The organism is Actinophytocola sp. (genome assembly GCF_036555685.1).
Classification (GTDB): Bacteria; Actinomycetota; Actinomycetes; order Mycobacteriales; family Pseudonocardiaceae; genus Actinophytocola.
Genome location: NZ_DATBKY010000003.1, coordinates 1 through 21,586, shown reverse-complemented (window position 1 = coordinate 21,586; position 21,586 = coordinate 1). Strand labels below are relative to the sequence as shown.

20 protein-coding genes and 2 pseudogenes are annotated in these 21,586 nt (G+C 71.9%); 13 read left to right on the top strand and 9 right to left on the bottom strand.

The genetic code is table 11. The annotated features are described in order from the left end of the window. Positions 1–44 precede the first annotated feature (44 nt). Together VH969_RS00295 and VH969_RS00290 are read left to right on the top strand one after the other, a co-directional pair. Entirely contained in the window at positions 45–782 is a 738-nt protein-coding gene (locus VH969_RS00295) for a dienelactone hydrolase family protein (RefSeq protein ID WP_331968347.1), read from the top strand. A gap of 49 nt (positions 783–831) precedes the next feature. After that, positions 832–1,164, top strand: coding sequence for a DUF6295 family protein (locus tag VH969_RS00290; protein WP_331968344.1), 333 nt, complete (start codon positions 832–834; stop codon positions 1,162–1,164). 51 nt (positions 1,165–1,215) lie between these two features. Here VH969_RS00290 and VH969_RS00285 read toward each other — a convergent pair whose 3' ends face one another. After that, entirely contained in the window at positions 1,216–1,662 is a 447-nt protein-coding gene (locus tag VH969_RS00285) for a MarR family winged helix-turn-helix transcriptional regulator (protein ID WP_331968341.1), read from the bottom strand. Positions 1,663–1,836: 174 nt separating this feature from the next. Here VH969_RS00285 and VH969_RS00280 point away from each other — a divergent pair, with 174 nt between their 5' ends. Genes VH969_RS00280 through VH969_RS00270 form a run of 3 tightly spaced genes read left to right on the top strand, consistent with a single transcriptional unit; the run spans position 1,837 to position 4,708 of the window. Beyond that, positions 1,837–2,973 (top strand): LolA-like protein, encoded by a 1,137-nt coding sequence (locus VH969_RS00280; protein ID WP_331968338.1) that lies wholly within the window; start codon positions 1,837–1,839, stop codon positions 2,971–2,973. After that, on the top strand, positions 2,970–3,884 hold the full coding sequence (locus VH969_RS00275; protein WP_331968335.1) for an ABC transporter ATP-binding protein: 915 nt from the start codon (positions 2,970–2,972) through the stop codon (positions 3,882–3,884). Before VH969_RS00280 ends, VH969_RS00275 begins: the two co-directional genes overlap by 4 nt. Continuing rightward, entirely contained in the window at positions 3,881–4,708 is an 828-nt protein-coding gene (locus VH969_RS00270) for an ABC transporter permease (RefSeq protein ID WP_331968332.1), read from the top strand. Before VH969_RS00275 ends, VH969_RS00270 begins: the two co-directional genes overlap by 4 nt. Positions 4,709–4,711: 3 nt before the next feature. Here VH969_RS00270 and VH969_RS00265 read toward each other — a convergent pair whose 3' ends face one another. Then, the gene (locus VH969_RS00265) at positions 4,712–5,503 is read right to left on the bottom strand and encodes a lipase family alpha/beta hydrolase (protein WP_331968329.1); all 792 of its coding nucleotides are present in this window, start codon (positions 5,501–5,503) and stop codon (positions 4,712–4,714) included. Between the two features lie 27 nt (positions 5,504–5,530). Continuing rightward, positions 5,531–6,445, bottom strand: coding sequence for a glycosyl hydrolase (locus tag VH969_RS00260; protein WP_331968326.1), 915 nt, complete (start codon positions 6,443–6,445; stop codon positions 5,531–5,533). A gap of 354 nt (positions 6,446–6,799) precedes the next feature. On the opposite strand from VH969_RS00260, the gene VH969_RS00255 reads away from it, so the two are divergent. Further along, positions 6,800–8,311, top strand: a complete 1,512-nt coding sequence (locus VH969_RS00255) for a M1 family metallopeptidase (RefSeq protein WP_331968323.1) — start codon at positions 6,800–6,802, stop codon at positions 8,309–8,311. A 70-nt stretch (positions 8,312–8,381) separates the two neighbouring features. Here VH969_RS00255 and VH969_RS00250 read toward each other — a convergent pair whose 3' ends face one another. Then, entirely contained in the window at positions 8,382–8,909 is a 528-nt protein-coding gene (locus VH969_RS00250; RefSeq protein ID WP_331968320.1) for a GNAT family N-acetyltransferase, read from the bottom strand. Between the two features lie 4 nt (positions 8,910–8,913). Continuing rightward, positions 8,914–9,807 carry an SDR family NAD(P)-dependent oxidoreductase gene (locus VH969_RS00245; RefSeq protein ID WP_331968317.1) on the bottom strand — a complete coding sequence of 298 codons (894 nt, stop codon included), beginning with the start codon at positions 9,805–9,807 and terminating at the stop codon, positions 8,914–8,916. A 314-nt stretch (positions 9,808–10,121) separates the two neighbouring features. On the opposite strand from VH969_RS00245, the gene VH969_RS00240 reads away from it, so the two are divergent. From VH969_RS00240 to VH969_RS00230, 3 genes and pseudogenes are all read left to right on the top strand, one after another. Further along, positions 10,122–11,621 (top strand): S8 family serine peptidase, encoded by a 1,500-nt coding sequence (locus VH969_RS00240; RefSeq protein ID WP_331968314.1) that lies wholly within the window; start codon positions 10,122–10,124, stop codon positions 11,619–11,621. Between the two features lie 94 nt (positions 11,622–11,715). Then, positions 11,716–12,438 carry a hypothetical protein gene (locus tag VH969_RS00235; RefSeq protein WP_331968311.1) on the top strand — a complete coding sequence of 241 codons (723 nt, stop codon included), beginning with the start codon at positions 11,716–11,718 and terminating at the stop codon, positions 12,436–12,438. A gap of 142 nt (positions 12,439–12,580) precedes the next feature. Beyond that, positions 12,581–13,750, top strand: a pseudogene (locus VH969_RS00230) (transcription termination factor Rho, short form); the annotation flags it as partial. A gap of 31 nt (positions 13,751–13,781) precedes the next feature. Here VH969_RS00230 and VH969_RS00225 read toward each other — a convergent pair. Beyond that, positions 13,782–14,873, bottom strand: coding sequence for a DUF3103 family protein (locus tag VH969_RS00225; protein WP_331968308.1), 1,092 nt, complete (start codon positions 14,871–14,873; stop codon positions 13,782–13,784). Positions 14,874–14,950: 77 nt separating this feature from the next. Next, positions 14,951–15,304 (bottom strand): annotated as a pseudogene (locus VH969_RS34425) (serine hydrolase); the annotation flags it as partial. Here VH969_RS34425 and VH969_RS00220 point away from each other — a divergent pair. Together VH969_RS00220 and VH969_RS00215 are read left to right on the top strand one after the other, a co-directional pair. Beyond that, positions 15,299–15,697, top strand: coding sequence for a DUF8711 family protein (locus tag VH969_RS00220; RefSeq protein ID WP_331968305.1), 399 nt, complete (start codon positions 15,299–15,301; stop codon positions 15,695–15,697). The pseudogene VH969_RS34425 and the gene VH969_RS00220 sit on opposite strands and share 6 nt — an antisense overlap. A 74-nt stretch (positions 15,698–15,771) precedes the next feature. Then, positions 15,772–17,682 carry a glycoside hydrolase family 3 protein gene (locus VH969_RS00215; protein ID WP_331968302.1) on the top strand — a complete coding sequence of 637 codons (1,911 nt, stop codon included), beginning with the start codon at positions 15,772–15,774 and terminating at the stop codon, positions 17,680–17,682. A gap of 106 nt (positions 17,683–17,788) precedes the next feature. On the opposite strand, the gene VH969_RS00210 is transcribed toward VH969_RS00215, so the two are convergent. Then, positions 17,789–18,718 carry a peptidoglycan-binding protein gene (locus VH969_RS00210; RefSeq protein ID WP_331968299.1) on the bottom strand — a complete coding sequence of 310 codons (930 nt, stop codon included), beginning with the start codon at positions 18,716–18,718 and terminating at the stop codon, positions 17,789–17,791. Between the two features lie 3 nt (positions 18,719–18,721). Further along, a complete protein-coding gene (locus VH969_RS00205) occupies positions 18,722–19,579 on the bottom strand; it encodes a M23 family metallopeptidase (RefSeq protein WP_331968296.1) in 858 nt (285 codons plus the stop codon). Positions 19,580–19,838: 259 nt separating this feature from the next. Between VH969_RS00205 and VH969_RS00200 the strand changes: the two genes are divergently transcribed. Continuing rightward, positions 19,839–20,285: a lamin tail domain-containing protein gene (locus VH969_RS00200; protein WP_331968293.1), complete on the top strand. Its 447-nt coding sequence runs from the start codon at positions 19,839–19,841 to the stop codon at positions 20,283–20,285. Positions 20,286–20,406: 121 nt separating this feature from the next. Next, entirely contained in the window at positions 20,407–21,414 is a 1,008-nt protein-coding gene (locus VH969_RS00195; protein WP_331968290.1) for a ParB/Srx family N-terminal domain-containing protein, read from the top strand. The last annotated feature ends 172 nt before the right edge of the window (positions 21,415–21,586 follow it).

The following is a 21,586-nucleotide window of genomic DNA, read 5'->3' as shown; positions in this document are numbered from 1 at the left end:
ATAGGCTGAGATCGTTGCTCTGGCTAACTATCTGAGGAGTGGGCATGGCCGATGGGATGGAGGCCGGCTCCGTCACGGTGACCGGCGCCGGCGGTGACGAGATCGAGGCCTACGCGGCCCATCCGGTCGGCGCGCCGCCCTCCGGCGGGGTGGTGGTCATCCACCACATGCCGGGCTACGACGAGTCCACCAAGGAGATCACCCGCAAGTTCGCGAGCTGGGGCTGGTCGGCCGCGTGCCCGAACCTGCACCAGCGGGACGCGCCGGGCGCGGACCCGGACGACGCGGCCGCGGCGTGCCGGGCCGCCGGCGGCGTGCCCGACGAGCGGCTGCTCGGCGACGTCGAGGGTGCCGCCGCCTACCTGCGCGACCATGCGAGCGGCAACGGCAGGGTCGCCACGATCGGCTTCTGCTCCGGCGGCCGGCAGTCCGTCCTCGCGGGATGCGGTCTGGAGATCGACGCGGTGATCGACTGCTACGGCGCGTTCGTGCTGACCCCGCCGCCCGCGGAGTCCCCGATGAAGGTCGAGGCGCTGGAGCCGCGGCTCGGCGACCTGTCCTGCCCGCTGCTGGGCCTTTTCGGCAACGACGACAAGTACCCGACCCCCGACGAGGTCAAGCGGTTCGGCGAGATCCTGAGCGGGCTGGGCAAGGAACACGAGTTCCACGCCTTCGACGGCGCCGGCCACGCGTTCTTCGCGGTGGACCGGCCCGCCTACCGCCCGGAGGCGGCCGTCGAGGGCTGGCGGCTCGTGCGCGAGTTCCTCGGCCGGCACCTGTGAGCGCGCGCGCCAAAGCGATGCGAATCATCGAACTGGAGGTGGATGCCTGATGTGCACCTACGTCACCGAGAAGAGCGCGACCGCGGGCAGCGGCAAGGGCGCGCAGGGCTGGTTCCCGCTCACGTCCACGACCGTCTACTTCGACCATCCGGTGCACGCGCAGACCGACCACTCGCTGAACCTCGACTTCGTGAACCCCGACCGCGGCCCGTCCGCGCGGGTGGCGGTCGAGCTGACCGCGGAGTCGGCGGTGAACCTCGTCGAGGCCATCGCGCGGGTGTTCACGCAGGTGTCGTCGGACGTGACCGGCGTGGACCAGGCGGGCGCACAGCGACTGCTGGCGGCCGCCGAGTCGTTGCGCGCGACCACCGCGGCGCGCTGACCTCGGCGAACACCCTGAAGTCCACAGTGGAGGACGGCGGTGCGCCGCCGGTCACGGCGCCTCCGTGCCGGCGAGCTTCGCGAGCAGGTTGTGGAAGGTCTGCCGCTGGCGCGGGGTCAGCGGCGCGAAGAACTCGTCGGCCGCGCGCATGCTGACCCCCTCGGCCTCGCGGACGCGGCGCACGCCGGCCGGCAGCAGGTGCACCTGCACGGCACGCCGGTCGCTCGGATGCGCCCGCCGCTCCACGAGGCCCATCTCCTCGAGCTCGTTGACCAGCGTGACCATCACGGGCTTGAACACGTTCAGCGCCTCGGACAGGCGGGCCTGCACCATCGGCCCGTCCCGCAGCAGCACGAGCACGGCGAGGTGCTGCGCCTTCAGCCCGACCGACGCCAGCGCCCGGCCGTAGTGCTCGGCCCCGCTCGCGGCCACCCACGACAGCAGCAAGCCGGTCCACTGTGCCAGGGCGGGCGGGGGGCCGATTTCGTTAAAGTCCATAACGTTATGCACGTTAACTTTCTGGGTGGCGGATCGTCAACCGGACCGTCGACCGGAATGTGACCGACCGCAGCGGAACGAGCACCGAGTTCGTGGACCGTGATGTGCGCCGTACGCGGAACCCACCGGGCCGGGGCGTACAAAGGATCGAAAGAGGCGGAGGGCGGTGGCACCGTGTCCGTGGTCCGGCACAGGACGGTCCGGGGCTGGGCGCTGGTCGCCACCCTGGCCGTCGTCGCGGTGCTGGTGCCGCAGGTGCCCAGCTGGTTCCCCGCGTCGGTGCGGGCCACCGACCCGGCCGCGCTGCGCGAGCGGATCCGCTCCTCCACCGACCTCCCCTACCAGGGCTTCGCCGAGATCTCCGGCACGCTGGCGCTGCCCGAGCTGCCCAAGCTCGCCGACCTGACCGCGCTGCTGACCACCACGACCCAGGTCCGCACCTGGTACGCCGACCCGTCGCGCTGGCGGTTCGACGTCATCTCCGGCCACGTCGCCGGAGCCGGCGAGCGCGACGTCTACCGCACCCCGGAGGGCGAGTTCACCTGGGACTACGGCGCGAACCTGCTGACCAGGCTGATCGGCGAGCCACCGGTGCGCCTGCCCCGCGCGGGCGACCTGCTCCCGCCCGACCTGGCCCGGCGGGTGCTCGCGGCCGCCGAAGGCGACCCGGTCACCGCGCTGCCCGCCCGCCGCGTGGCCGGGCACGACGCCGCCGGCCTGCGGCTCACCCCCGCCGACCCGGACACCACGATCGGCCACGTCGACATCTGGGCCGACCCCGCTAACGGCCTGCCGCTCGCGGTAGAGCTGACCGCCCGCGGCGCGGCACGTCCGGTCGTCACCTCCCACTTCGTCGACCTCGACCTGACCCGGCCCGGCGCGAACGTGCTCGAACCGCAGCAGGCCCCGGGCAGCGGGTTCACCGTCGCGACCGCGCCCGACGTCGGCGACGCGCTCGGCACGCTCAGCCGCCGCGGCGTGCCGCTCCGGCTCGCCGGCCGCGAGCTGCGCCAGGCCGACGCCGGCGGCGTGCGCGGGGTCGGCGTGTACGGCACGGGCCTGTCCGCGTTCGTCGCGCTGCCGGTCCCCCGCCACGTCGGCTCGGACGTGGCCGAGGCGATCAGCAGCGCCGGCGGCACCAGCGAGGACCTCGCGAGCGGCGAGGCGCTGGAGCTCGCGATCCCGCCGCTGTCGGTCGTGGTCGCCCGCTCGGAGTTCTCCCGCCGCTGGTACCTGCTCGCCGGCCTGACGCGGACCGACGTGCTCGCCCGGGCGGCCGGCGAGCTGACTTCCCTGCGGGGCCGCCGATGATCGTCACCCGCGGGCTCACCAAGCGCTACGGCCGCGTCCTCGCCGTGGACGGCGTCGACCTGGACGTCCGGGAGGGCGACCGGTACGGCTTCCTCGGGCCGAACGGCTCGGGCAAGACCACGCTCGTGCGCCTGCTGCTCGGCCTCGTGTACGCGTCGAGCGGCGAGATCGAGGTGCTCGGCGAGCGCGTGCCGGCCCGCACGGCGGCCGTGCTGCCGCGGATCGGCTCGCTCGTCGAGGGGCCGGCGGCGTACCCGCACCTGTCCGGCCGGCGCAACCTCGCGCTGCTCGACGCGGCCGGGCGGGGCGGGCCCCGGCGGACCCGCAAGCGCCGCATCGAGGAGGCGCTCGGGCAGGTCGGGCTGGACGGCGTCGACCGCCGCCCGGTCCGGGCCTACTCGCTCGGCATGCGGCAGCGGCTCGGGCTCGCCGCCGCGCTGCTGCGCAAGCCTGAGCTGCTGATCCTCGACGAGCCGACCAACGGCCTCGACCCGCGCGGCATCCGCGAGATCCGCGACCTGCTGACCGGGCTGAACGAGGCCGGCACCACCGTTTTCCTCTCCAGCCACCTGCTGAGCGAGGTCGAGCAGCTGTGCACCCGGGTCGGCGTCGTCGACCGCGGCCGGCTGGTGCTGCAGGACGACATCGCGAACCTGCGCGCCCCGACCGGCCGCGTGCTCGTGCGCAGCCCGGACGCCGCGCGGATCGTGGCGCTGCTCGACGGCCAGGTCGTCGAGCATGACGGCGAGGACCTGGTCGTGCGGCACGCGGACGCGGCGGCGCTCAACGCCCGGCTCGTCGGCGAGGGGCTGCGGGTGGCGGCGATCGCCGAGCAGCGGCTGTCGCTCGAGGAGGTCGTGCTGAACGTGACCGGGCACGGCAGCGATCGGATCGGGGGACCGACCCGATGATCGCCGTCGAGCTGCGCAAGCTGATGCTGCGGCCACGGGTGTGGCTGTCGATCCTGCTGCTGTGCGCGGTGCCCGCGCTGGTCGCGATCCTGCTGTCGATCTCGGACCTCGCGCCCCCGCCGGGCCAGGGCGGCGCGTTCCTGTCCGCGGTCATGGACAACGGCTCGCTCTACCCGGCCGCGGCGCTCGCGATGGTGCTGCCGGTGTTCCTGCCGCTGGCCGTCGCGGTGTACGCCGGCGACGCGATCGCCGGCGAGGCGGCGACCGGGACGCTGCGGTACCTGCTGGTCCGGCCGGTCGGGCGGCTGCGGCTGCTGTCCGCGAAGCTCACCGCGCTGGCCGTCTACATCGTCCTCGCGATGATCGTCGTGGTGCTGTTCTCGCTCGTGATCGGCATCGCGCTGTTCGGCGTCGGCGCGGAGGCGGTCGGCCAGCCCGGCTCGGTCACGTCGCTGTCCGGCGCGTCGCTCGACCCGAGCGAGCTCGCGGTCCGGATGATGGCCGCGGTCGGCTACATCGTCGTGTCGATGCTGGGCTTCGGCACGATCGCGCTGTTCTGGTCGACGCTGTCGGACTCCGCGCTCGGCGCCGCGCTCGCGTCGCTGGCGGTGCTGATCGCCAGCTCGATCATGCAGACGCTGGACGCCGCCGACCCGCTCAAGCCGTACCTGCCGACGAACTACTGGCTGTCCTGGATCGACTTCTTCCGCGACCCGATCTTCTGGCACAACATCGACCGCGGCCTGCTGCTGCAGGCGGGCTACATCGTGGTGTTCTTCGGCGCGGCGTGGGCGAACTTCGCGACCAAGGACATCACGAGCTAGCCATCACGAGCCGGCCCGGAGCGCGGCGCAGTCCGCGGGGCCCGGCGCGGTCAGCTCGCCGTGGCCGAGCGCGCGCAGCACGAGCCCCGTGACGAGGGGGTCGGCCGGCAGCTGCGAGTGCGCGACGACCGCGTCCGCGCACACGTCCTGCAGCGGCACGTTGACCGCGCCGGGCAGCCGCGCGGACTCCGGCGGCACGACGGTCCGGTCGTTCTCCGTCCACAGCGACAGCCACGGCACGCCCGGGTCTCCCGCCACGCCGGCGAGCAGTGCGCTGCCGGTGCTGAGCTGCTGGCAGGCGAGCGGGCAGGCGTCGGGCGCCAGCACGCCGCCCGCACTCGCGATGCGCGTGCCGTGCAGCGGCGAGCCGAGGGTGACCACCCGCCGCACGGCGTTCGCCCCGTCCTCGGTGGCCACCCACAGCCGGGCGACCACGCCGCCCGCCGAGTACCCGATGACGTCCACCGAGGGAGCGCCGGCGTCGAGCGCGTCCCGGGCGGCGCGGTCGAGCACGCGCACCTGGGCCCGCAGGTCGCCGGTGCCGTCGCCGGGCAGCGTCAGGACCGTCGCCGCCCGGCCCGTGGCGCGGATCCGGGAGGCCAAAGTGGACAGCGAGTCACGGGAACCGCCGTAGCCGGGCACGAGCAGGACCGGACCGATGCCCGCGCGCCGCGGCGGGTCGCCGCCCGGCACGAGCGCGGCCACCAGTGCGGCGACCGCGGCCACGACCGCGAGCGCGACGACCGCGAGCAACCCGCGCCGCCGGCCGCTCAGCCCGCTCCACCACTGCCCCACACCGCCATGATCCCCCGAGCCGGCGGGTCAGGCCTGGTATCCGAGCGGTCCGTCCGGGGCGACGTTGTAGGCCTGGAACAGCGGGTCGGGTGACTGGGTGTCGATGTGGAAGTACGTGGCGCCCCAGAGCTGGTTCTGGATGTCCGGGTGGCCGTTGCGGTGGATCATGTCGCTGTACGCACGGCACTTGGCCTGCTTCTGCGCGGTCGGGTCGCCGTCGTACGGGTGGTTGAGGCCGTACTCGGTGGCGATCCAGAGCTTGCCGGGGAAGTGGCCGGTGAGCGCGCCGACGATGTCGTAGACGACCGGGTCGAACTCGGTGGCCCCGTAGAAGTGGAAGCCGACGAAGTCGCAGCGGTTGACCGCGTCCTTGTAGCGCTGGTTCCAAAACCAGTCGTGGTAGCTGGAGTTGCCGCCGGGCGCGATGCCGGGGCTGCAGATCCGCACGCCGGGGAAGTTGGCGGCCACGGCGTCGATCGCGGCGTGCAGGGAGTCGGCGTAGGGCTGGATGAAGTCGGTGCCGTGGTGCAGGTTGGGCTCGTTGCCGAGCTCGATGACGAGCCGGTCGGCGGGGCGGACCTGTGTGGACCACTGGTAGAACGGCCGGATCTCGTCGACCACGGCGCCGGGGTCGAGCACGTTGTCGGTGTCGCCGGTACCGGTGCGCACGATCGTGTACGGCGTCAGGTTCGCGAGCGCCAGCTGGAAGTCCGGGTCGCCCCAGGGCGCGCCCCAGGTGGCGACGACCTTGGTCAGGTTGTGCCTGCCCTGCGCGACGGCGGCCTTGAACTCCTCCCAGCCCGCGGTGAGCAGCGGGCCGTGGTACTTGTCGATGGCCGCGCTCGCCGACCCGGCGGTGGCGAACGGCACGGCCGCCGCCGCGACCCCCGCACCGGCGGCCAGCATGCCGAACCGTCGCCGGCTGAACCTCTTGTCGCCCATGGCTTTCTCCCCGACCGATCCCGCTCGTGATGATCGTCAGTACTGTGCCACGGCGACGCCCCCGCCACGTCGGCCAAGCGGCGCGCACGCGCTGGTCCGATCGTCCCCGCGCCGAAGGTCGGGTCGGCCCGCGCCGCGATGTGCGCCATCGGAACGGCTTCGTGACGTCGATTGGGTGCCGCTGCTCGTGGCCCGGCCCGCGCCGCACGGGCGATATGCGCCGTGCCTCCGTCCTGCGCGGAACGGTCCGTTTGCGCGTTTCAGCAGCTAGGAGCACACGATTGCCGGGTGTTGCACCTGGGGTTCGCGGGCCTATTGTGCTGCGGTTCGCACGCAAACGGAGGTGTGGGGCCAATGAAGCGGAGATCCCGCGCGTACGTCGTCGCCACGGCGACCGCGCTGGCCACCGTCCTGTTCAGCTCGACGGCGAGCGCGGCCGCGGGGCCGGGCGCGCCCGGGCTCGGTGACTCGTACTACCCGCTCGACGGCAATGGGGGCTATGACGCGAAGCACTACGACATCCGGCTGAGCTACCAGCCGGCCACCGACCAGCTTTCCGGCACGACCACGATCCTCGCGCGCACGACGCAGGACCTGACCAAGTTCAACCTGGACTTCCTGCTCAAGGTCTCCTCGGTCCGCATCAACAACGCGCCGGCCGCGTTCGCCACCGACGCGGGCGAGCTGACCGTCACGCCGAAGACCAGGCTCAAGAAGAACACCGACCTCACGATCGTCGTCCGCTACAGCGACAAGCCCGAGCCCTACCGGCTCTACGGCTTCCCCGGCTGGACGAAGACGCCGACCGGTGCGCTCGCGGTGAACGAGCCGCAGATCGCGCCATGGTGGTATCCGAGCAACGACCACCCGAAGGACAAGGCGACGTTCGACGTGTCGATCGCCGTGCCCGAGGGCGTCGAGGCGCTGTCCAACGGCGTGCTCGTCCGCCAGGAGCAGACGACCGCCGGCATGGTCCGGTGGGACTGGCGCAGCACCAGGCCGCAGGCGCCGTACCTGACCTTCATGACGATCGGCCAGTACGACGCGCACGGCACGACCGCGCCGAACGGCCTGCCGTTCATCGCGGCGTACGGCGACGACCTCGGTGACAGCGCGGGCGCCGCGCGGGCGTCGGTGGAGCGGACGCCGGAGATCATCGAGTTCGAGGAGCAGTACTTCGGCCCGTTCCCGTTCGAGGCCGAGGGCGGCATCGTCGACACCAGCCTGGGCTTCGCGCTGGAGAACCAGACCCGCCCGGTGTACGACGCGGGCTTCTTCCGGGCCGGCTCGAACACATCGGTGATCGCGCACGAGAACGCCCACCAGTGGTTCGGCGACTCCGTGTCGGTGAACGACTGGCGGGAGATCTGGCTGAACGAGGGCTTCGCGACGTACGCGGAGTACCTGTGGTCGGAGCACCAGGGTGAGGGCACGGCGGCGGAGGTCGCGCAGTTCACGTACGACTCGATCCCGGCGGACGACGAGTTCTGGCAGGTGCTGCCAGGCAACCCGGGTCCGGAGAACCAGTTCCACGACGCGGTGTACGACCGTGGCGGCATGACCCTGCAGGCCCTGCGGACCGCGGTGGGCGACACGGCGTTCTTCAAGACCCTGAAGACCTGGACACGCCAGCACAAGTACGGCACCGCGACGACGGCCCAGTTCATCGCGCTGGCCGAGAAGATCTCGGGCAAGCAGCTCGACAGCCTGTTCCAGACGTGGCTGTACACCGCGGGCAAGCCGGCCGTCGGCCCGAACGGCCAGTCGGCCGCCGCGGCGGCGGTGGCGGCGAAGACCGCTTCGGCGAAGCCGAAGTCGTTCGACGAGATCGAGCGGACCCACGCGCTGCTTGCCGCGGCGCACTAGCGTTTCGCCGGTGGGCGGCCCGTTCGCGGGCCGCCCACCTTTTGTCCCGAGTGGACGGCCACCGGGCCGGTCACGCCTTGAGGAGGCCGGCCACCCACCAGTCGCGCGGTTCGCCGTCCACGACCAGGCGGCGGCGCAGCATGCCCTCCATGGTGAAGCCGAGCCGCTCGGCGACCGCGCGGGAGGCGGTGTTGCCGACCATGGCCCACCACTCGATGCGGTGCGCGCCGAGCGTCGCGAAACCCCAGTCGCACAACGCTTTCGCGGCCTCGACGGCGAACCCGTGGCCACGCTGGTCCGGAGCGGTCCAGTAGCCGAGCTCGAGGACGCCGGGCAGCCGGCGGATGAGGACGAAGGAGCCGACGAGCGCGCCGCCGTCCGCGCGGAACGCGCCGAGGGCGTACTCCGTGTCGTCCGCCCAGCCGGCCGGCACCTTCTTGTCGACGTACTGCTCGGCGTCCGCGCGGCGGTAGGGGGTCGGCGCCGGGGTGTAGAACCGGATGCCCGGGTCCTGGCAGGCGAGGTACACCGCGTCGGTGTCGCGGGAGTCGAACACGCGCAGCCGCAGGCGCGGCGTCGTCAGCGTCACGGGTTGCACGGCGTCAGGAGATCATTCCCCGCCGCGGCTCGTCGAGCCATTTGCGCAGCGTCGGCGGCAGGCGCTTCTCCAGCCCGTACGGTTCGAGGTGCGCGTGGAAGACCTCGGCGAAGGCGAGCTCGACGCTGTCCACGTCCCAGCTGTCGCGTTCGAGGATCGGCGTCTTGAGGTAGGGCTGGCCGACGATGTGCAGCCGCGGGCCGTTGCAGCGGATCAGCTGGCCGGTGACGCCGGCGGACAGGTCACCGAGCAGGAAGACGACGAGCGGCGCGATCTTGTCCGGCGTGCTGTCCGGCGGGCAGTTGCGCCGGGCGCGCTCGGAGGCGAGGACCATCCGCGTCTGGGCGACCGGGCAGACGGCGTTGACGCGGATGCCGGCGGCCTCGAGGTCGAGCGCCCAGGAGTAGGTCAGCGAGGCGACGGCGCCCTTGCTGGCGGCGTAGGTGGCGAGGGTGCGCTGGCCGAGCGAGGCGCCGGAGGAGATGTTGACGATCGACCCGCCGCGGCCGGCCATCGCGCGCACGGCCGCGAGCCCGGTGTAGATCACGCCGAGCACGTTGACCTCGATGAGCTCGCGCACCAGGCGCGGGTCCTCGTCGGTCGGCAGCACCTCGTAGGTGACCGCGGCGTTGTTCACGAGCCCGTCGATGCGCCCGAACTGCTCGAGGCACAGGTCGACGATCCCCTGGGCGGCGTCGAGGTCGGCCACGTCGTGGTCGCTGACGACCGCCGCGCCCCCGTCGTCCCGGACGATCTCGACCGTCTCCCCGGCGAGCTCCGCGTCGATGTCGTTGACCACCACGGCGGCCCCGACCTGCGCGATGTGCCGCGCGAAGGCCCGGCCGAGTCCCCGCCCCGCGCCGGTGACCACTACCGCCCGTCCGTCAAGTGCCGTCATCGTCGCCCCCAACCACAACCCAACCGTCGACCTCAGTGTCCGGCGGCTGAGCGGGCGCTCACCCCGCCCGACGCCGAGTGGTCGTCCGGTGCGGCAAACGCGCAGGCGAGGCTTCCGCCACGCGATCAGCCCGGCAGAACGCCCAGCCGATCGTCGCTCCCGATCACCACTCCCCTGGGCGTCGACCGTGGTCGGGACACGCCGGGGCGACCTGCGGATCCGGCCTGCGCGGAGTAGCGCCTTCACCACGTCGCGTCACCTGAACAGGGGTCACTCGTTAGTGGGGCAACCATCGCTGCTGGTTGGAGGGTTTCATGATCGGTCGTACTGCACGCGGGTGGTTCCTGCGGAGGGTCGCGGTGGCCGCCGCGGCCGTGGTCCTTCCCCTGGGCGCCGTCGGGGTGCCCGCGTCGGCCGCGCCGGCGCAGGTGCTCGCACCGCTCTCCGCCTCGCTCGCCCACACGCTCGGCGCCGCCGCCGACGCGCTTCCGATGACGGTCCTCGTGCACGGCCGTGACCTCGCCGCCGCCGACTCGGCGGTCCGGCAGGCCGGCCTGTCCGAGGTGACCACGTTCCGCAAGATCGACGTCATCGCCGCGCGCGGCACCGCCGCCCAGGTCCGCGCCGCACGTGCCAAGAGCGGCGTCACCTACCTCGAGGACAACCGGCCGCTGAGGTTCTTCGCCACGTCCGGCACCGCCGCGACCCGCAGCGCCACCGCGCAGCAGACGCTGGTCGGGGCGAACGGCGCCAAGCTCACCGGGACGGGCGTGTCCGTCGCCGTGATCGACAGCGGCATCGACCCGACCCACCCGGCCTTCAAGGGCCCCGACGGCAACACCCGGGTCGTGCGCAGCCTCAAGGGCGTCTGCCTCACCGAGGACCCGCCGAGCTCGAGCTGCCTCGTCGACGTGCCCACGATCGTCGACACCGACCTGCTCGCCGCCGGGGGGCACGGCACCCACGTGAACGGCATCGCCGCCGGCACCCCGTACACGCTGGCCAACGGCACGAAGGTGGGCGGCTCCGCGCCGGGCGCGAAGATCGTGTCGCTGTCCGTCGGCGCCGCGCTGCTGATCATCGGCGCGGACTCCGCGCTCAACTGGGTTCTGGAGAACCACGCCCACCCGTGCGGCGCGGACGTCCCGGCGAGCACCTGCCCGCCGATCAAGGTCATCAACAACTCCTACGGCCCGTCCGGCGGCGGCGCGTTCGACCCGAACTCCGCCACCGTGAAGCTCCAGCGCCAGCTCGCCGCCGAAGGCGTGGTCACCGTGTGGGCGAACGGCAACGACGGCGGCGACGGCTCCGCGAGCCTGTCCAACCCGCCGGGCGTGGACCCGACCCCGGGCATCCTGTCCGTGGCCTCGTTCAACGACCAGGGCACCGGCACCCGCGACGGCACCGTGTCCGACTTCTCCTCGCGGGGCGCCTCGAACGACTCCAAGACCTGGCCGGACATCTCCGCGCCCGGCGAGAACATCGTCTCCTCGTGCCGCGCCTACCTGCCGATCTGCTCCACCGGCCTGCAGCCGATGAACGGCCCGGGCCTGCTCGACGTCGCCACGTACAACGTGATCAGCGGGACCTCGATGGCCGCGCCGCAGATCACCGGCATCGTGGCGCAGCTGTTCCAGGCCAAGCCGTCGGCGACGCCGGGCGAGGTCGAGAACGCGCTGAAGTCCACCGCCTACAAGTTCGCGAACGGTGCGCCGTACCGGGCGGTCGGGCCGTACACGTCGAGCTTCGACAAGGGCACTGGCCTCGTCGACGTGGTGGCCGCGGCTACCGCGCTCGGTGCGCACCCAGCCTGACAATTCACCCGAACGGGGTCACCGGATCGTGGTCCGGTGACCCCGTTCGTCACATGGGTGTTACGCCCGGCCGGTCGAGGACGACCAAGCACATGTGGGGTCGGGGTTTGGGGTCTACTGGTGGCATCACCACGGCGCGGCCGTGGTCGTGCCCGAGGGCGTGCTGGACGCGGTGAGCTACGGCCGCCTGCGCACCGCCCTGATGAAGGCCGCCGCCGACGACCCGCGCGCGGTGATCGTCGACGTCGACGCGCTGAAGGTGGACCGGTCGGCGGTGCTGGCGCTCTTCCCCGCGGTCGGCAACGAGATCTCGACCTGGCCCGGCCTGCCGCTGCTGCTCGTGGCCTCCGAGGAGGCGAGCCTGCGCATGCTCGCCGAGTTCCGGATGGCCCGCTTCCTTCCGGTGCACCCCGACGTGGACGCCGCCGTCGCCGCCATCGGCCGGCCACCGCCGCGCCAGGTCGCCCGGATCGCGCTGCCGAACGGAGCCGTGAGCCTGCGGCTCGCGCGCGCGTTCGTCCGGCGGTGCTGCTACCGGTGGCGGATCTACGACGACCGGACGATCGACGCGATCTGGGTCGCCAACGAGCTCGTCGAGAACACCGTCAAGCACACCTTCGGTCCGGCCAACCTGCGGGTGGAGCTGCGCCGCAACATGCTGACCATCGCCGTGTACGACGACGACCCGACGCCGCCGTGGCTGATCGAGCAGGAGGGCGAGATCGTCCACGGCCTCGGGGTCGTCGCGCGGCTGAGCCGCAGCTGGAACACCTCGCCCACGCCCACCGGCGGGAAGGTCGTCTGGGCGGTGTTGTGACCAACGCCGTTGCGCTCCCGCTGCCCGGCCGGTAGCCTCAAGGCGTCTCCCTTGTGGATGCAGATCTTCTCCCACAAGGCTTCTCCCGGATCCACGCCGCGATCTCCACATATGTCGAGGCTGTGCCGAAGGCTCGTGTCGAGGTCTGCGCGGGATCCTCCACACAGAAAGAAAACTCATGCACGACAACACTTCCACGGTACCCCCTGCCCGAAGGTCGCAAGAGGACAGTGAGGTCACCGGAATTCTCGACGTCGCCGGCGACCGCGGGTTCCTCCGCGCCGAGGGCTACCTGCCCGGCCCCGCCGACGTCCGCGTCGCGCCGAACCTGGTGCGCGAGCACGGGCTCCGGCGGGGCGACACGGTCACCGGCACCGCGCGGGGCGGGCGGCTCACCGGAGTCGGCACGGTCAACGGCCGGCACCCGCGGCACGCGCCGGGCCGGCCGAAATTCGCCGAGCTGGTTCCCTTGTACCCCAACGAGAGGATGCGCCTGGAGACCGAGCCGCACGCGTTCGCCACCCGCGCGATCGACCTGCTCATGCCGGTCGGCAAGGGCCAGCGCGCGCTCATCGTCGCGCCGCCCAAGGCCGGCAAGACCACGATCCTGCAGTCGATCGCGCACGGGATAGGCAAGAACCACCCCGAGTGCCACCTCATGTTCGTCCTCGTCGGCGAGCGCCCGGAGGAGGTCACCGACCTCGCCCGGGCCGTGCCTGCCGAGATCGTCGCCGCGACGTTCGACCGGCCGCCGCGCGACCACACCGCGCTCGCCGAGCTCGCGATCGAGCGGGCCAAGCGCCTGGTCGAGATGGGCCGCGACGTGGTGGTGCTGCTGGACTCGCTGACCCGGCTGGGCCGCGCCTACAACCTCGCCGCGCCCGCGTCCGGCCGCATCCTCTCCGGCGGCGTGGACTCCGCCGCCCTCACTCCCCCGAAGCGTTTCCTCGGCGCCGCCCGCAACATCGAGGACGGCGGCTCGCTCACGATCTTCGCGACCGCCCTCGTCGAGACCGGCTCGACCGGCGACACGCTGATCTTCGAGGAGTACAAGGGCACGAGCAACGCGGAGCTGCGGCTCGACCGCAAGGCCGCGAACCGCCGCGTCTTCCCCGCGATCGACGTCCGCGGGTCGGCCACGCGCAAGGAAGAGCTGCTGCTGACCGCCGGGGAGCTCGCGACCACCCACGCGCTGCGCCGTGCCCTGGACGGCAGGGACGACCAGCAGGCGGTCGACATGCTCCTCGACGGTCTGCGCAGGACGAACACGAACGCGGACTTCCTCGCCCAGCTGACCCGGACGGCCCGCTGAACCAGACCCGCGGACGCCGGACCGGCTGACGCTAGACCGGCGCGACCCAGTACGGCGCGACCGTCATGGTCCCGTTGCCCGCGGCACCGTTCAGCGAGCCGCTGGAGTTGGTCGTCAGCGTGTACCACGAGTCGACGTAGTCGGGGTCGTCGGTCCACCACGCCGCCGGGATGGCGTTGAGGATCGCGTTCACGAGCGGAATGTAGGCCCCACCGTCCACAATGGTCAGCAGGGCGTCGGTTATGGCGATGGCCAGCTGCTGGTAGTTGGTGTCGCCGTCGTCCTCCATCATCACGAAGTCGGCGGCGTTGTACTTGTACGCGTTGAAGTGGACGATCAGCTGGCCCGGGTAGTAGGTCGAGCCGTCGTTGTCCAGGTACGGCATCGTCAGCGTGCTCGCCGCCGCCTTGCCGTCCATGCCGAAGCCGCCGGCGATGCCGAAGATCTCGGCGGCACCCTTGACCCACGGCTCCTTGTCGTCGTTGAGGCGCACCGACTGGACCTGCGTGGCCCAGTACCCGTCGGCGGCGTGCACCGGGGCCGACGCGTCGCCGATGCCCTTGGCGTCGAACGTCTTGCGCATCACCGACATGCCCAGCGGCAACGCCTTCGCGGTGTCGACCTCGACCACGAACACCGGCCGGCTCGGCGCCTTCCGCGCGTCGAGCGAGACCTTCGAGCCGTCGCGGGCGTAGGCGGTCACGGCGCCGGCTTCGTCGTCGGACGGCGCGGCCGCGACGAGCGGGGCGGCGCCGCGGTTGAGGGCGGCGCGCATCCCGGGCTGGGCCAGGCGCAGCTGGAGCAGCGCCGGGCCGGTGGCCGGCAGTCCTTTGGCGGCCAGCACGTCCCGGTTGGCACGCTGCACGGTGGCGTCGAGCGCGTGGACGCCGGGCGCGGCCGAGAGGTTCACCGGTTTGGCCGCGGCGGCCGAGAACAACCCGGCGGCGCCGTCGGTGGCCAGCTCGTGCGCGAGGTGATCGGTGATCGCGGCGATGCTGCCGGGAGGTGGTGCGGCGGGCGCGGCCGGCGCGGCCGGGGCCGCCTCGCTCGGGAACGCCACCACGGCGGCGGCGAGCGCCAGCGCGGTCACGGGCAGGGCGATACGAAAGGCACGTGGGTTCACGAGACCCCCTAGATTCATGGCCCTGCTGCAGGGTGGGCAGGGTCCGTGACAATTAGGGGCCGTCCGTCACTGCCGTGTCAATCGATCATTGGTGGCACGCAAGGGATGTTGAGCCCTTGGGATGCGCGGCAGCGGCCGATCGGCCCCGCCCGATCGGTGCCGTCACGGCGCCAACGGCGGCAGGCCCGCGGTCGCGTCGGCCGTGCCCCGTGGCTGCCGCCGGTCCCGCCCATGCCGAAGCCGCCGGGATGTACGCCGAAGCCGAGACCCCACGCGTTGTCGTGCCCGAACACCCGGTCCGGCCCCGCGCACTGCGCGGTGGTGGCCTCGCGCAGCAGTCCCGGCGAGAGCAGCCGGCCCGCCAGCAGCGCCGCGTAGAAGCCGGCGAGCGCCCGCGCGGTGCCGTGACCGGTACCGTGGCACCCATGGGGGCACCTATGGGGGCACGTAGATCGGTCGTCCTTCTCGCCGTGTCGGTCGTCGCCGTGCTGCCGCTCGCCGGCTGCGCCGAGGTGAACACGGCCGTGGACGAGGCGAGCAGCGCGACGGACAAGGCGAAGGTGTGCGCCGAGGCGCTCGGGCTCGCCGACCTGAACCCGCTGGTCGACCCGGAGAAGCTCAAGGCCCGCGCCGAGGACAAGGAACGCCGGCTGCGCGAGCTCGCCGACGGCGTGGCGGACCAGGACGTGAAGGCGTCGCTGCTCACGATGGCCGACTCGTACGTCGAGGTGCAGAAGGAGCGCATCGACGACCTCTCGGTGGTGGCCGCGTGGGCCGAGCGCAACGCCGCGCACGTCGACGCGCTGCGGGACGCCTGCGCCTGATGGCGCCGGGGGTAGAAATGATCTCTCTCGAGGAGTAAGCCGGGTACGTCCGACGACTCCCTGGGGAGGATCGCATGACATCCCACCAACTTCTCGACCGCTCCAGACTCCCCCGCCTGGCCGGCGCCGTGCTGTGCGCCGCGACGATCGTCGTCGCCGTGGGGCCGGCGGCGCAGGCGGAGGGGCGGGCGCCCTACCTCGACCCCCGCCTGCCGGTCGGCCAGCGGGTGCACGACCTGCTCGGGCGCATGACGCTCGAGGAGAAGATCGGTCAGATGACACAGGCCGAGCGCGGCGCGATCGACGCCGACCAGGGCCAGATCACCACGCTGGCGCTCGGTTCGGTGCTCTCCGGCGGCGGCTCGACACCGGCGAACAACACGCCCGAGGGCTGGGCGGACATGGTCGACGGCTACCAGTCACACGCCCTCGCCACCCGCCTGCACATTCCGCTGATCTACGGCGTCGACTCCGTGCACGGTCACGGCAACCTCGTCGGCGCCACGATCTTCCCGCACAACGTGGCCATGGGCGCCACCCGTGACCCGGGACTCGTGCGGGAGGAGGAGCACATCACCGCGACCGAGACCCGCGCGACCGGCCCGCAGTGGGTCTTCGCGCCGTGCGTCTGCGTCACCCGCGACGAGCGGTGGGGCCGGACCTACGAGAGCTTCGGCGAGGATCCGGGTCTGGTCATCAGGATGGAGACCGGCATCGACGGCTTCCAGGGCACGCGCACCTCGGACCTCAAGCGTCCCGACCGCGTCCTCGCGACCGCGAAGCACTACGCGGGCGACGGGGACACCGCGTTCGGCAGCTCGACCAGTGGCACGTACACGATCGACCAGGGCGTGGCGATCACCGACTGGCGGCACTTCGCCAGGATCGACCTGGCGCCCTACGAGGCGGCCGTCAAGCGGCACGACGTCGGCAGCATCATGCCGGGGTTCCAGAGCGTGCAGTGGACCGACCGGCCCGGCAGCACGCCGGTGAAGATGAGTGCCGACAAAGAGCTGCTGACCGACGTGCTCAAGCGCAAGATCGGCTTCGACGGGTTCCTCATCAGCGACTGGGAGGCGATCCACCAGATTCCGGGCGACTACGCGACGCAGGTGCGCACCTCGGTGAACGCGGGCATGGACATGTTCATGGAGCCGTTCTCCGCGCCGCAGTTCGAGCAGACGCTGCTCGCCGAGGTACGGGCCGGCCGGGTGCCGATGTCACGCATCGACGACGCGGTCAGCCGGATCCTGCGGGCGAAGTTCGAGCTCGGCCTGTTCGAGCACCCGTACACCGACCGCTCGAACATCGACACGATCGGCTCGCCGGCCCACCGTGCGGTGGCCCGCGAGGCGGTGGCGAAGTCGCAGGTGCTGCTGAAGAACTCGGGCAAGGCGTTGCCGCTGCGGAAGAACCAGCGGATCTACGTCGCCGGCGTGAACGCCGACGACCTGGGCAACCAGGCCGGCGGCTGGACGGTGACGTGGCAGGGCCAGTCCGGCAACACGGCGTTCCCGGGAACCACGATCCTGCAGGGGATCCGGCAGAACTCGTCCCGGGTGACCTACAGCGCGGACGCGTCCGCCCCGACCACCGGCAGCGACGTCGGCGTCGTGGTGGTCGGCGAGACCCCGTACGCGGAGGGCGTCGGCGACGTGGGCAACGGCCACACGCTGAACCTCTCCGCCACGGACCGGGCCAACATCGACAAGGTCTGCTCGGCGATCGCCACGTGCGTCGTGCTCGACGTCGCCGGCCGCACGCAGATCGTGACCGACGAACTGTCCAAGATGGACGCCTTCGTCATGTCGTGGCTGCCCGGCAGCGAAGGCGCCGGGGTGTCGGACGTGCTGTTCGGCAAGCGGCCGTTCACCGGCAAGCTCCCGGTGAGCTGGCCCCGGTCGGAGGACCAGGAACCGATCAACGTCGGCGACCGGCACTACGACCCGCTCTTCCCCTACGGCTACGGCCTCACGACCCGCTGACCGTCGCGAAACGCGCGTGCCCGCCGTGGATTGCGGCGGGCACGCGCATGTCCGAGGGCCTGCCCGTGCCGGCCGTGCCCCTCGGGCGGCCGGCACGGGCACGCTCTCACCCCACGGTGCAGCCGCTCGTCGGCAGGCTGGTCAGGGCGGGCGGGGTCCCGCCGTCGTAGATGGCCAGCAGGTAGCGCTGCGGGCAGCGGGCGACACCGTCCGCGGTGCGGATCTCCACGTGCAGGTGCGGGTCACCGGAGTTGCCCGTGTCACCGGTCGTCGCCAGCCGCGTCCCGGCCGAGACGGAAGCGCCCTCGGCCACCGACCGCGCCGACAGGTGGCAGTAGACGAACCGGGAACCGTCCGGCTGCAGCAGGCGGATCCCGATCCCGCACGACGCCGAGTCGTAGTGGTCCACCGTGCCGCTGGTGATCGCGTACGCGGGCACGTACGACACCATCAGGTCGACCGCCGGGTTGCCGTTCCAGTGCGGTGCCCCGTAAGCGGCGCGCGGCAGGGCGCCCCGGGCGAGCGGCAGGGCGTGGCCACCCGGAGCCGGGCCGGACCCGCCACCGAGCAGGCTCTGCCACGTCTGCGGGCCGACGAGCCCGTCCACCGCCAGCCCGTGGGCACTCTGGTACGCGCGCACCGCACCATCGGTCACCGAGCCGAACCGGCCGTCGACCGCCAGGCCGGCGCCGTGCTTGTTCAGCTGGGTCTGCGCGGCGCGGACGGCCTCGCCCGTACTCCCCTGGCGCACCGGCACGATGAGGTACGGCCACGTCTGCGGGCCGACCACGCCGTCGGCGACCAGCCCGCGCGCGGACTGGAACGCGGTCACCGCCGACGCGGTCACCGGTCCGAAGTCGCCGTCCGCCGGGATGCCGTGCCCGTGGTGGCGCAGCAGGTACTGCACGGTCACGACATCCGGTCCGCCGGCGCCCTGGCGCACCGAGGGCCAGGCGCCCGCCGCGGTCGCCGACGGGGACACCACGAGGAAGACGGCGGCCGCGGCCACCGCCACGAGAATCGCTACGACTCGCATGGGTCAGCCGCAGTGCTCGTAGGGGCTGGTGTAGGACGCGGAACCCGCCGAGCCGCCCCACTTCACGCACTTCGCCCCGGCGACCCGGGACACCGGGCCCGCGTAGTAGGCGAAGCTGCCCGAGTCGGCCGCCCGCGTCGCGCCACGCACCTGCAGGTGCGCCGACACCGGCGACTTCTTGCCGAGCGAGGTCGACTTCAGCGTCGTCACGCAGTTCTTCTTGCTGCCGGGGTTGTACAGCAGGTAGACCCGGCCGGACTTGCCCAGCGCGTGCGAGTCGATCACCGAGAAGCCGGCGCCGCACACCTCGCCCGGGCTGAAGGGGTTGCCGCCGCACTTGTTGTGGCTCGTGAACGACGTGTGCCCGAAGTAGGGAACCGCGCGGCCGTCGAGCACGGCCTTGCGCACGGTGCTGCCCTGCCGCTGCTCGTAGTGCAGGTGCGGGCCGGACACGCCGCCGGTCGCGCCGGCCTTGCCGATCTGCTGGCCGACCGCCACGTGCTGGCCCACCTGGACCTGCTGGGCCGACAGGTGCGCGTAGCGGGTGCTGAAGCCGTTGCCGTGGTTGATCTCGATCCACCTGCCGTAGCTCTGGTTGCCCTCGTTGTCCACACGCGACACCGTGCCGCCCGCGGACGCGAGCACCGGCATCCCGGTGATGCCGGACTTCTGGAAGTCGACCGAGTTCAGTGGGTTGTGCCCCGAGAACGTCGCCGCGGTGACCGTGACGCCGCACTTGAACGGCACCTGGAAGTTCGGCGCCGCGGCGGCCTCCGGCGACTGCACCACCGCCACCGTGACACCGGCGACGCCGAGCACGGCAGCAGCCGCGACGAGCGTGACCCTTCGTACTGTTCGCATGAATGCTCCTCCGCCAAGCAGGGTTGCGGACCGTGTCCTGTGACACGTAGCGCACACCGTGTCACACCAGTCCACCAACCATGGCGATGATTCGTTGCTTTGCGACCGATCCGACGATCGACGGCGGACGCGGGGCGCAACGATCACTGGTGCCCGCGGAGTAATTCACTCACACGAGGTAGTCGTAGTCACGATCTGTAACGAAATTCCGGAGGCCTCCGACGTTGCGTACGCGATCCGCTCCAGAAGGGAAAACTCAATGCGCAAACTGGTCATGGCCGTGGCTTCCGTCCTCGTGACGGTCCTGGCGGGAGTTCTCGTCGCCACCCCGGCGGAGGCGGCCGGCGGCATCATGATCTACCGGGCCTACTACAACTCGCCCGGCTCGGACACCGGCGCCAACGGCAGCCTCAACGCCGAGTACATCCTGCTGAAGAACACCGCGAGCGTGCCGCAGTGGGCGAACGGCTGGACGTTGCGGGACAAGGCGAACCACGTCTACAAGTTCCCGGCCACCAAGATCAACCCCGGCAAGTTCGTGTACGTCCGCACCGGCCGCGGCACCAACAACGCGAGCACCCGATACTGGAACCAGAAGTGGTACATCTGGAACAACGACGGTGACACCGCGTACCTGCGCAACGCGGCGGGCCGCCAGATCGACACGTGCTCGTGGGGGCGGGCGGGCAGCTGGAAGAACTGCTGAACCCGAAGAACGGCCCTACCCCGATCGATCACAACCGGTGAGAATCGCGTCCCGGAACGACTTCGAAAGTCCTCATAGGACAGCATGATCGGGGGCCGGGATGGGACGGCGGAAGGTAGGCGTGACGCTGGCCGTCGTACTCGCGGCGGCCGCGACCGTCGCGGTGCCGGTGCTCGCGGGCGCGTCGGGACCCGCGCCGGCCGGGATGGCGGCGCAGCCGGGCGACCTGATCGACGTACGGCTCGGCGACCTGCACCCGACCCAGCCTGCCATCGGGTTCGACGAGGTCTACTACAAGCTCGACCGCTACCGCGCCGGCAAGGACGAGCAGGCGGGCGGGATCAACCAGAGGTTCGACGACTGGTGCGAGGCGAACGGCCAGGGCGCGGCTGGCGCCGCCGGCCCGGCCTCCCGGCTCGCCGACCCCGCGAGCTTCACGTGCGAGGTACCGGTCGGGCAGGAGACCCCCGAGACGATCGCGGCGATGAAGACCGTCGTGCTCGGCCCGGGCGACGTGCCGTACCTCACCGACGGGCACCACTCCCTCACCGAGCTGCTGGAGAGCCCCGACGGCGGACCGGACGCACACGTCCGCGTGCGGGTCGAGGCCGACCTGAGCGACCTCGCGCCCGCGGACTTCTGGACGCGGATGTCCGAAAACCACTGGGTCTGGCTGCGCGACGCGGACAACCAGGAGATCACGCCCGACCGGCTGCCCGCGCGGCTGGGCCTCGGCTCGATGGGCGACGACCGGTACCGCGGCCTCGTCTACTTCACCCGCGACATCGGTTACGAGCAGGTGGCCGACGCGGACGGCGGTTCGCCCGAGTTTCTCGAGTTCTACTGGGCGACGTGGCTTCGCCGAAGCTACGACCTCGCCGACTACGACCTCACCGATCCGGAGTCCTACCTCGACCTCGTCGAGCACGCCTCGAAGGACATGACGAAGCTGCACGACGGGGACGAGGTGGTGGACGGCCGGACCGCGGGGGAGCTCGGCAGGATGGCGAAGTGGAACGACGGGAAGTCGCCCGAGAAGGGCGAGTTCGGCGATCTCGGCACCCCGATGTCCGATCCAAAGCCCGGAAAGCTCGCCTACGCGCTGGATTTCAAGGCCCAACTGCCCTAGACGGACCCGCCCGTTACCGCGAGGCTCTACGGGCGTGACAAGGTCCACTCATGCGCACTGACGTCCGTGACCTCCTGAAGCCCTGGCTCGGCGAGGATCTGGCTTTCCTGGAGCCGCTTTCGGACGACGAGCTGGCGCAGCTGTGCGGAGCGCTCGCCACCGCGCGGCGCAA

Coding starts and splice junctions, on each gene's coding strand:
- VH969_RS00295 (WP_331968347.1), top strand. CDS start 45: ATGGCCGATGGGATGGAGGCCGGCTCCGTCACGGTGACCGGCGCCGGC.
- VH969_RS00290 (WP_331968344.1), top strand. CDS start 832: ATGTGCACCTACGTCACCGAGAAGAGCGCGACCGCGGGCAGCGGCAAG.
- VH969_RS00285 (WP_331968341.1), bottom strand. CDS start 1,662: ATGGACTTTAACGAAATCGGCCCCCCGCCCGCCCTGGCACAGTGGACC.
- VH969_RS00275 (WP_331968335.1), top strand. CDS start 2,970: ATGATCGTCACCCGCGGGCTCACCAAGCGCTACGGCCGCGTCCTCGCC.
- VH969_RS00270 (WP_331968332.1), top strand. CDS start 3,881: ATGATCGCCGTCGAGCTGCGCAAGCTGATGCTGCGGCCACGGGTGTGG.
- VH969_RS00260 (WP_331968326.1), bottom strand. CDS start 6,445: ATGGGCGACAAGAGGTTCAGCCGGCGACGGTTCGGCATGCTGGCCGCC.
- VH969_RS00255 (WP_331968323.1), top strand. CDS start 6,800: ATGAAGCGGAGATCCCGCGCGTACGTCGTCGCCACGGCGACCGCGCTG.
- VH969_RS00245 (WP_331968317.1), bottom strand. CDS start 9,807: ATGACGGCACTTGACGGACGGGCGGTAGTGGTCACCGGCGCGGGGCGG.
- VH969_RS00240 (WP_331968314.1), top strand. CDS start 10,122: ATGATCGGTCGTACTGCACGCGGGTGGTTCCTGCGGAGGGTCGCGGTG.
- VH969_RS00220 (WP_331968305.1), top strand. CDS start 15,299: ATGGGGGCACCTATGGGGGCACGTAGATCGGTCGTCCTTCTCGCCGTG.
- VH969_RS00215 (WP_331968302.1), top strand. CDS start 15,772: ATGACATCCCACCAACTTCTCGACCGCTCCAGACTCCCCCGCCTGGCC.
- VH969_RS00210 (WP_331968299.1), bottom strand. CDS start 18,718: ATGCGAGTCGTAGCGATTCTCGTGGCGGTGGCCGCGGCCGCCGTCTTC.
- VH969_RS00205 (WP_331968296.1), bottom strand. CDS start 19,579: ATGCGAACAGTACGAAGGGTCACGCTCGTCGCGGCTGCTGCCGTGCTC.
- VH969_RS00200 (WP_331968293.1), top strand. CDS start 19,839: ATGCGCAAACTGGTCATGGCCGTGGCTTCCGTCCTCGTGACGGTCCTG.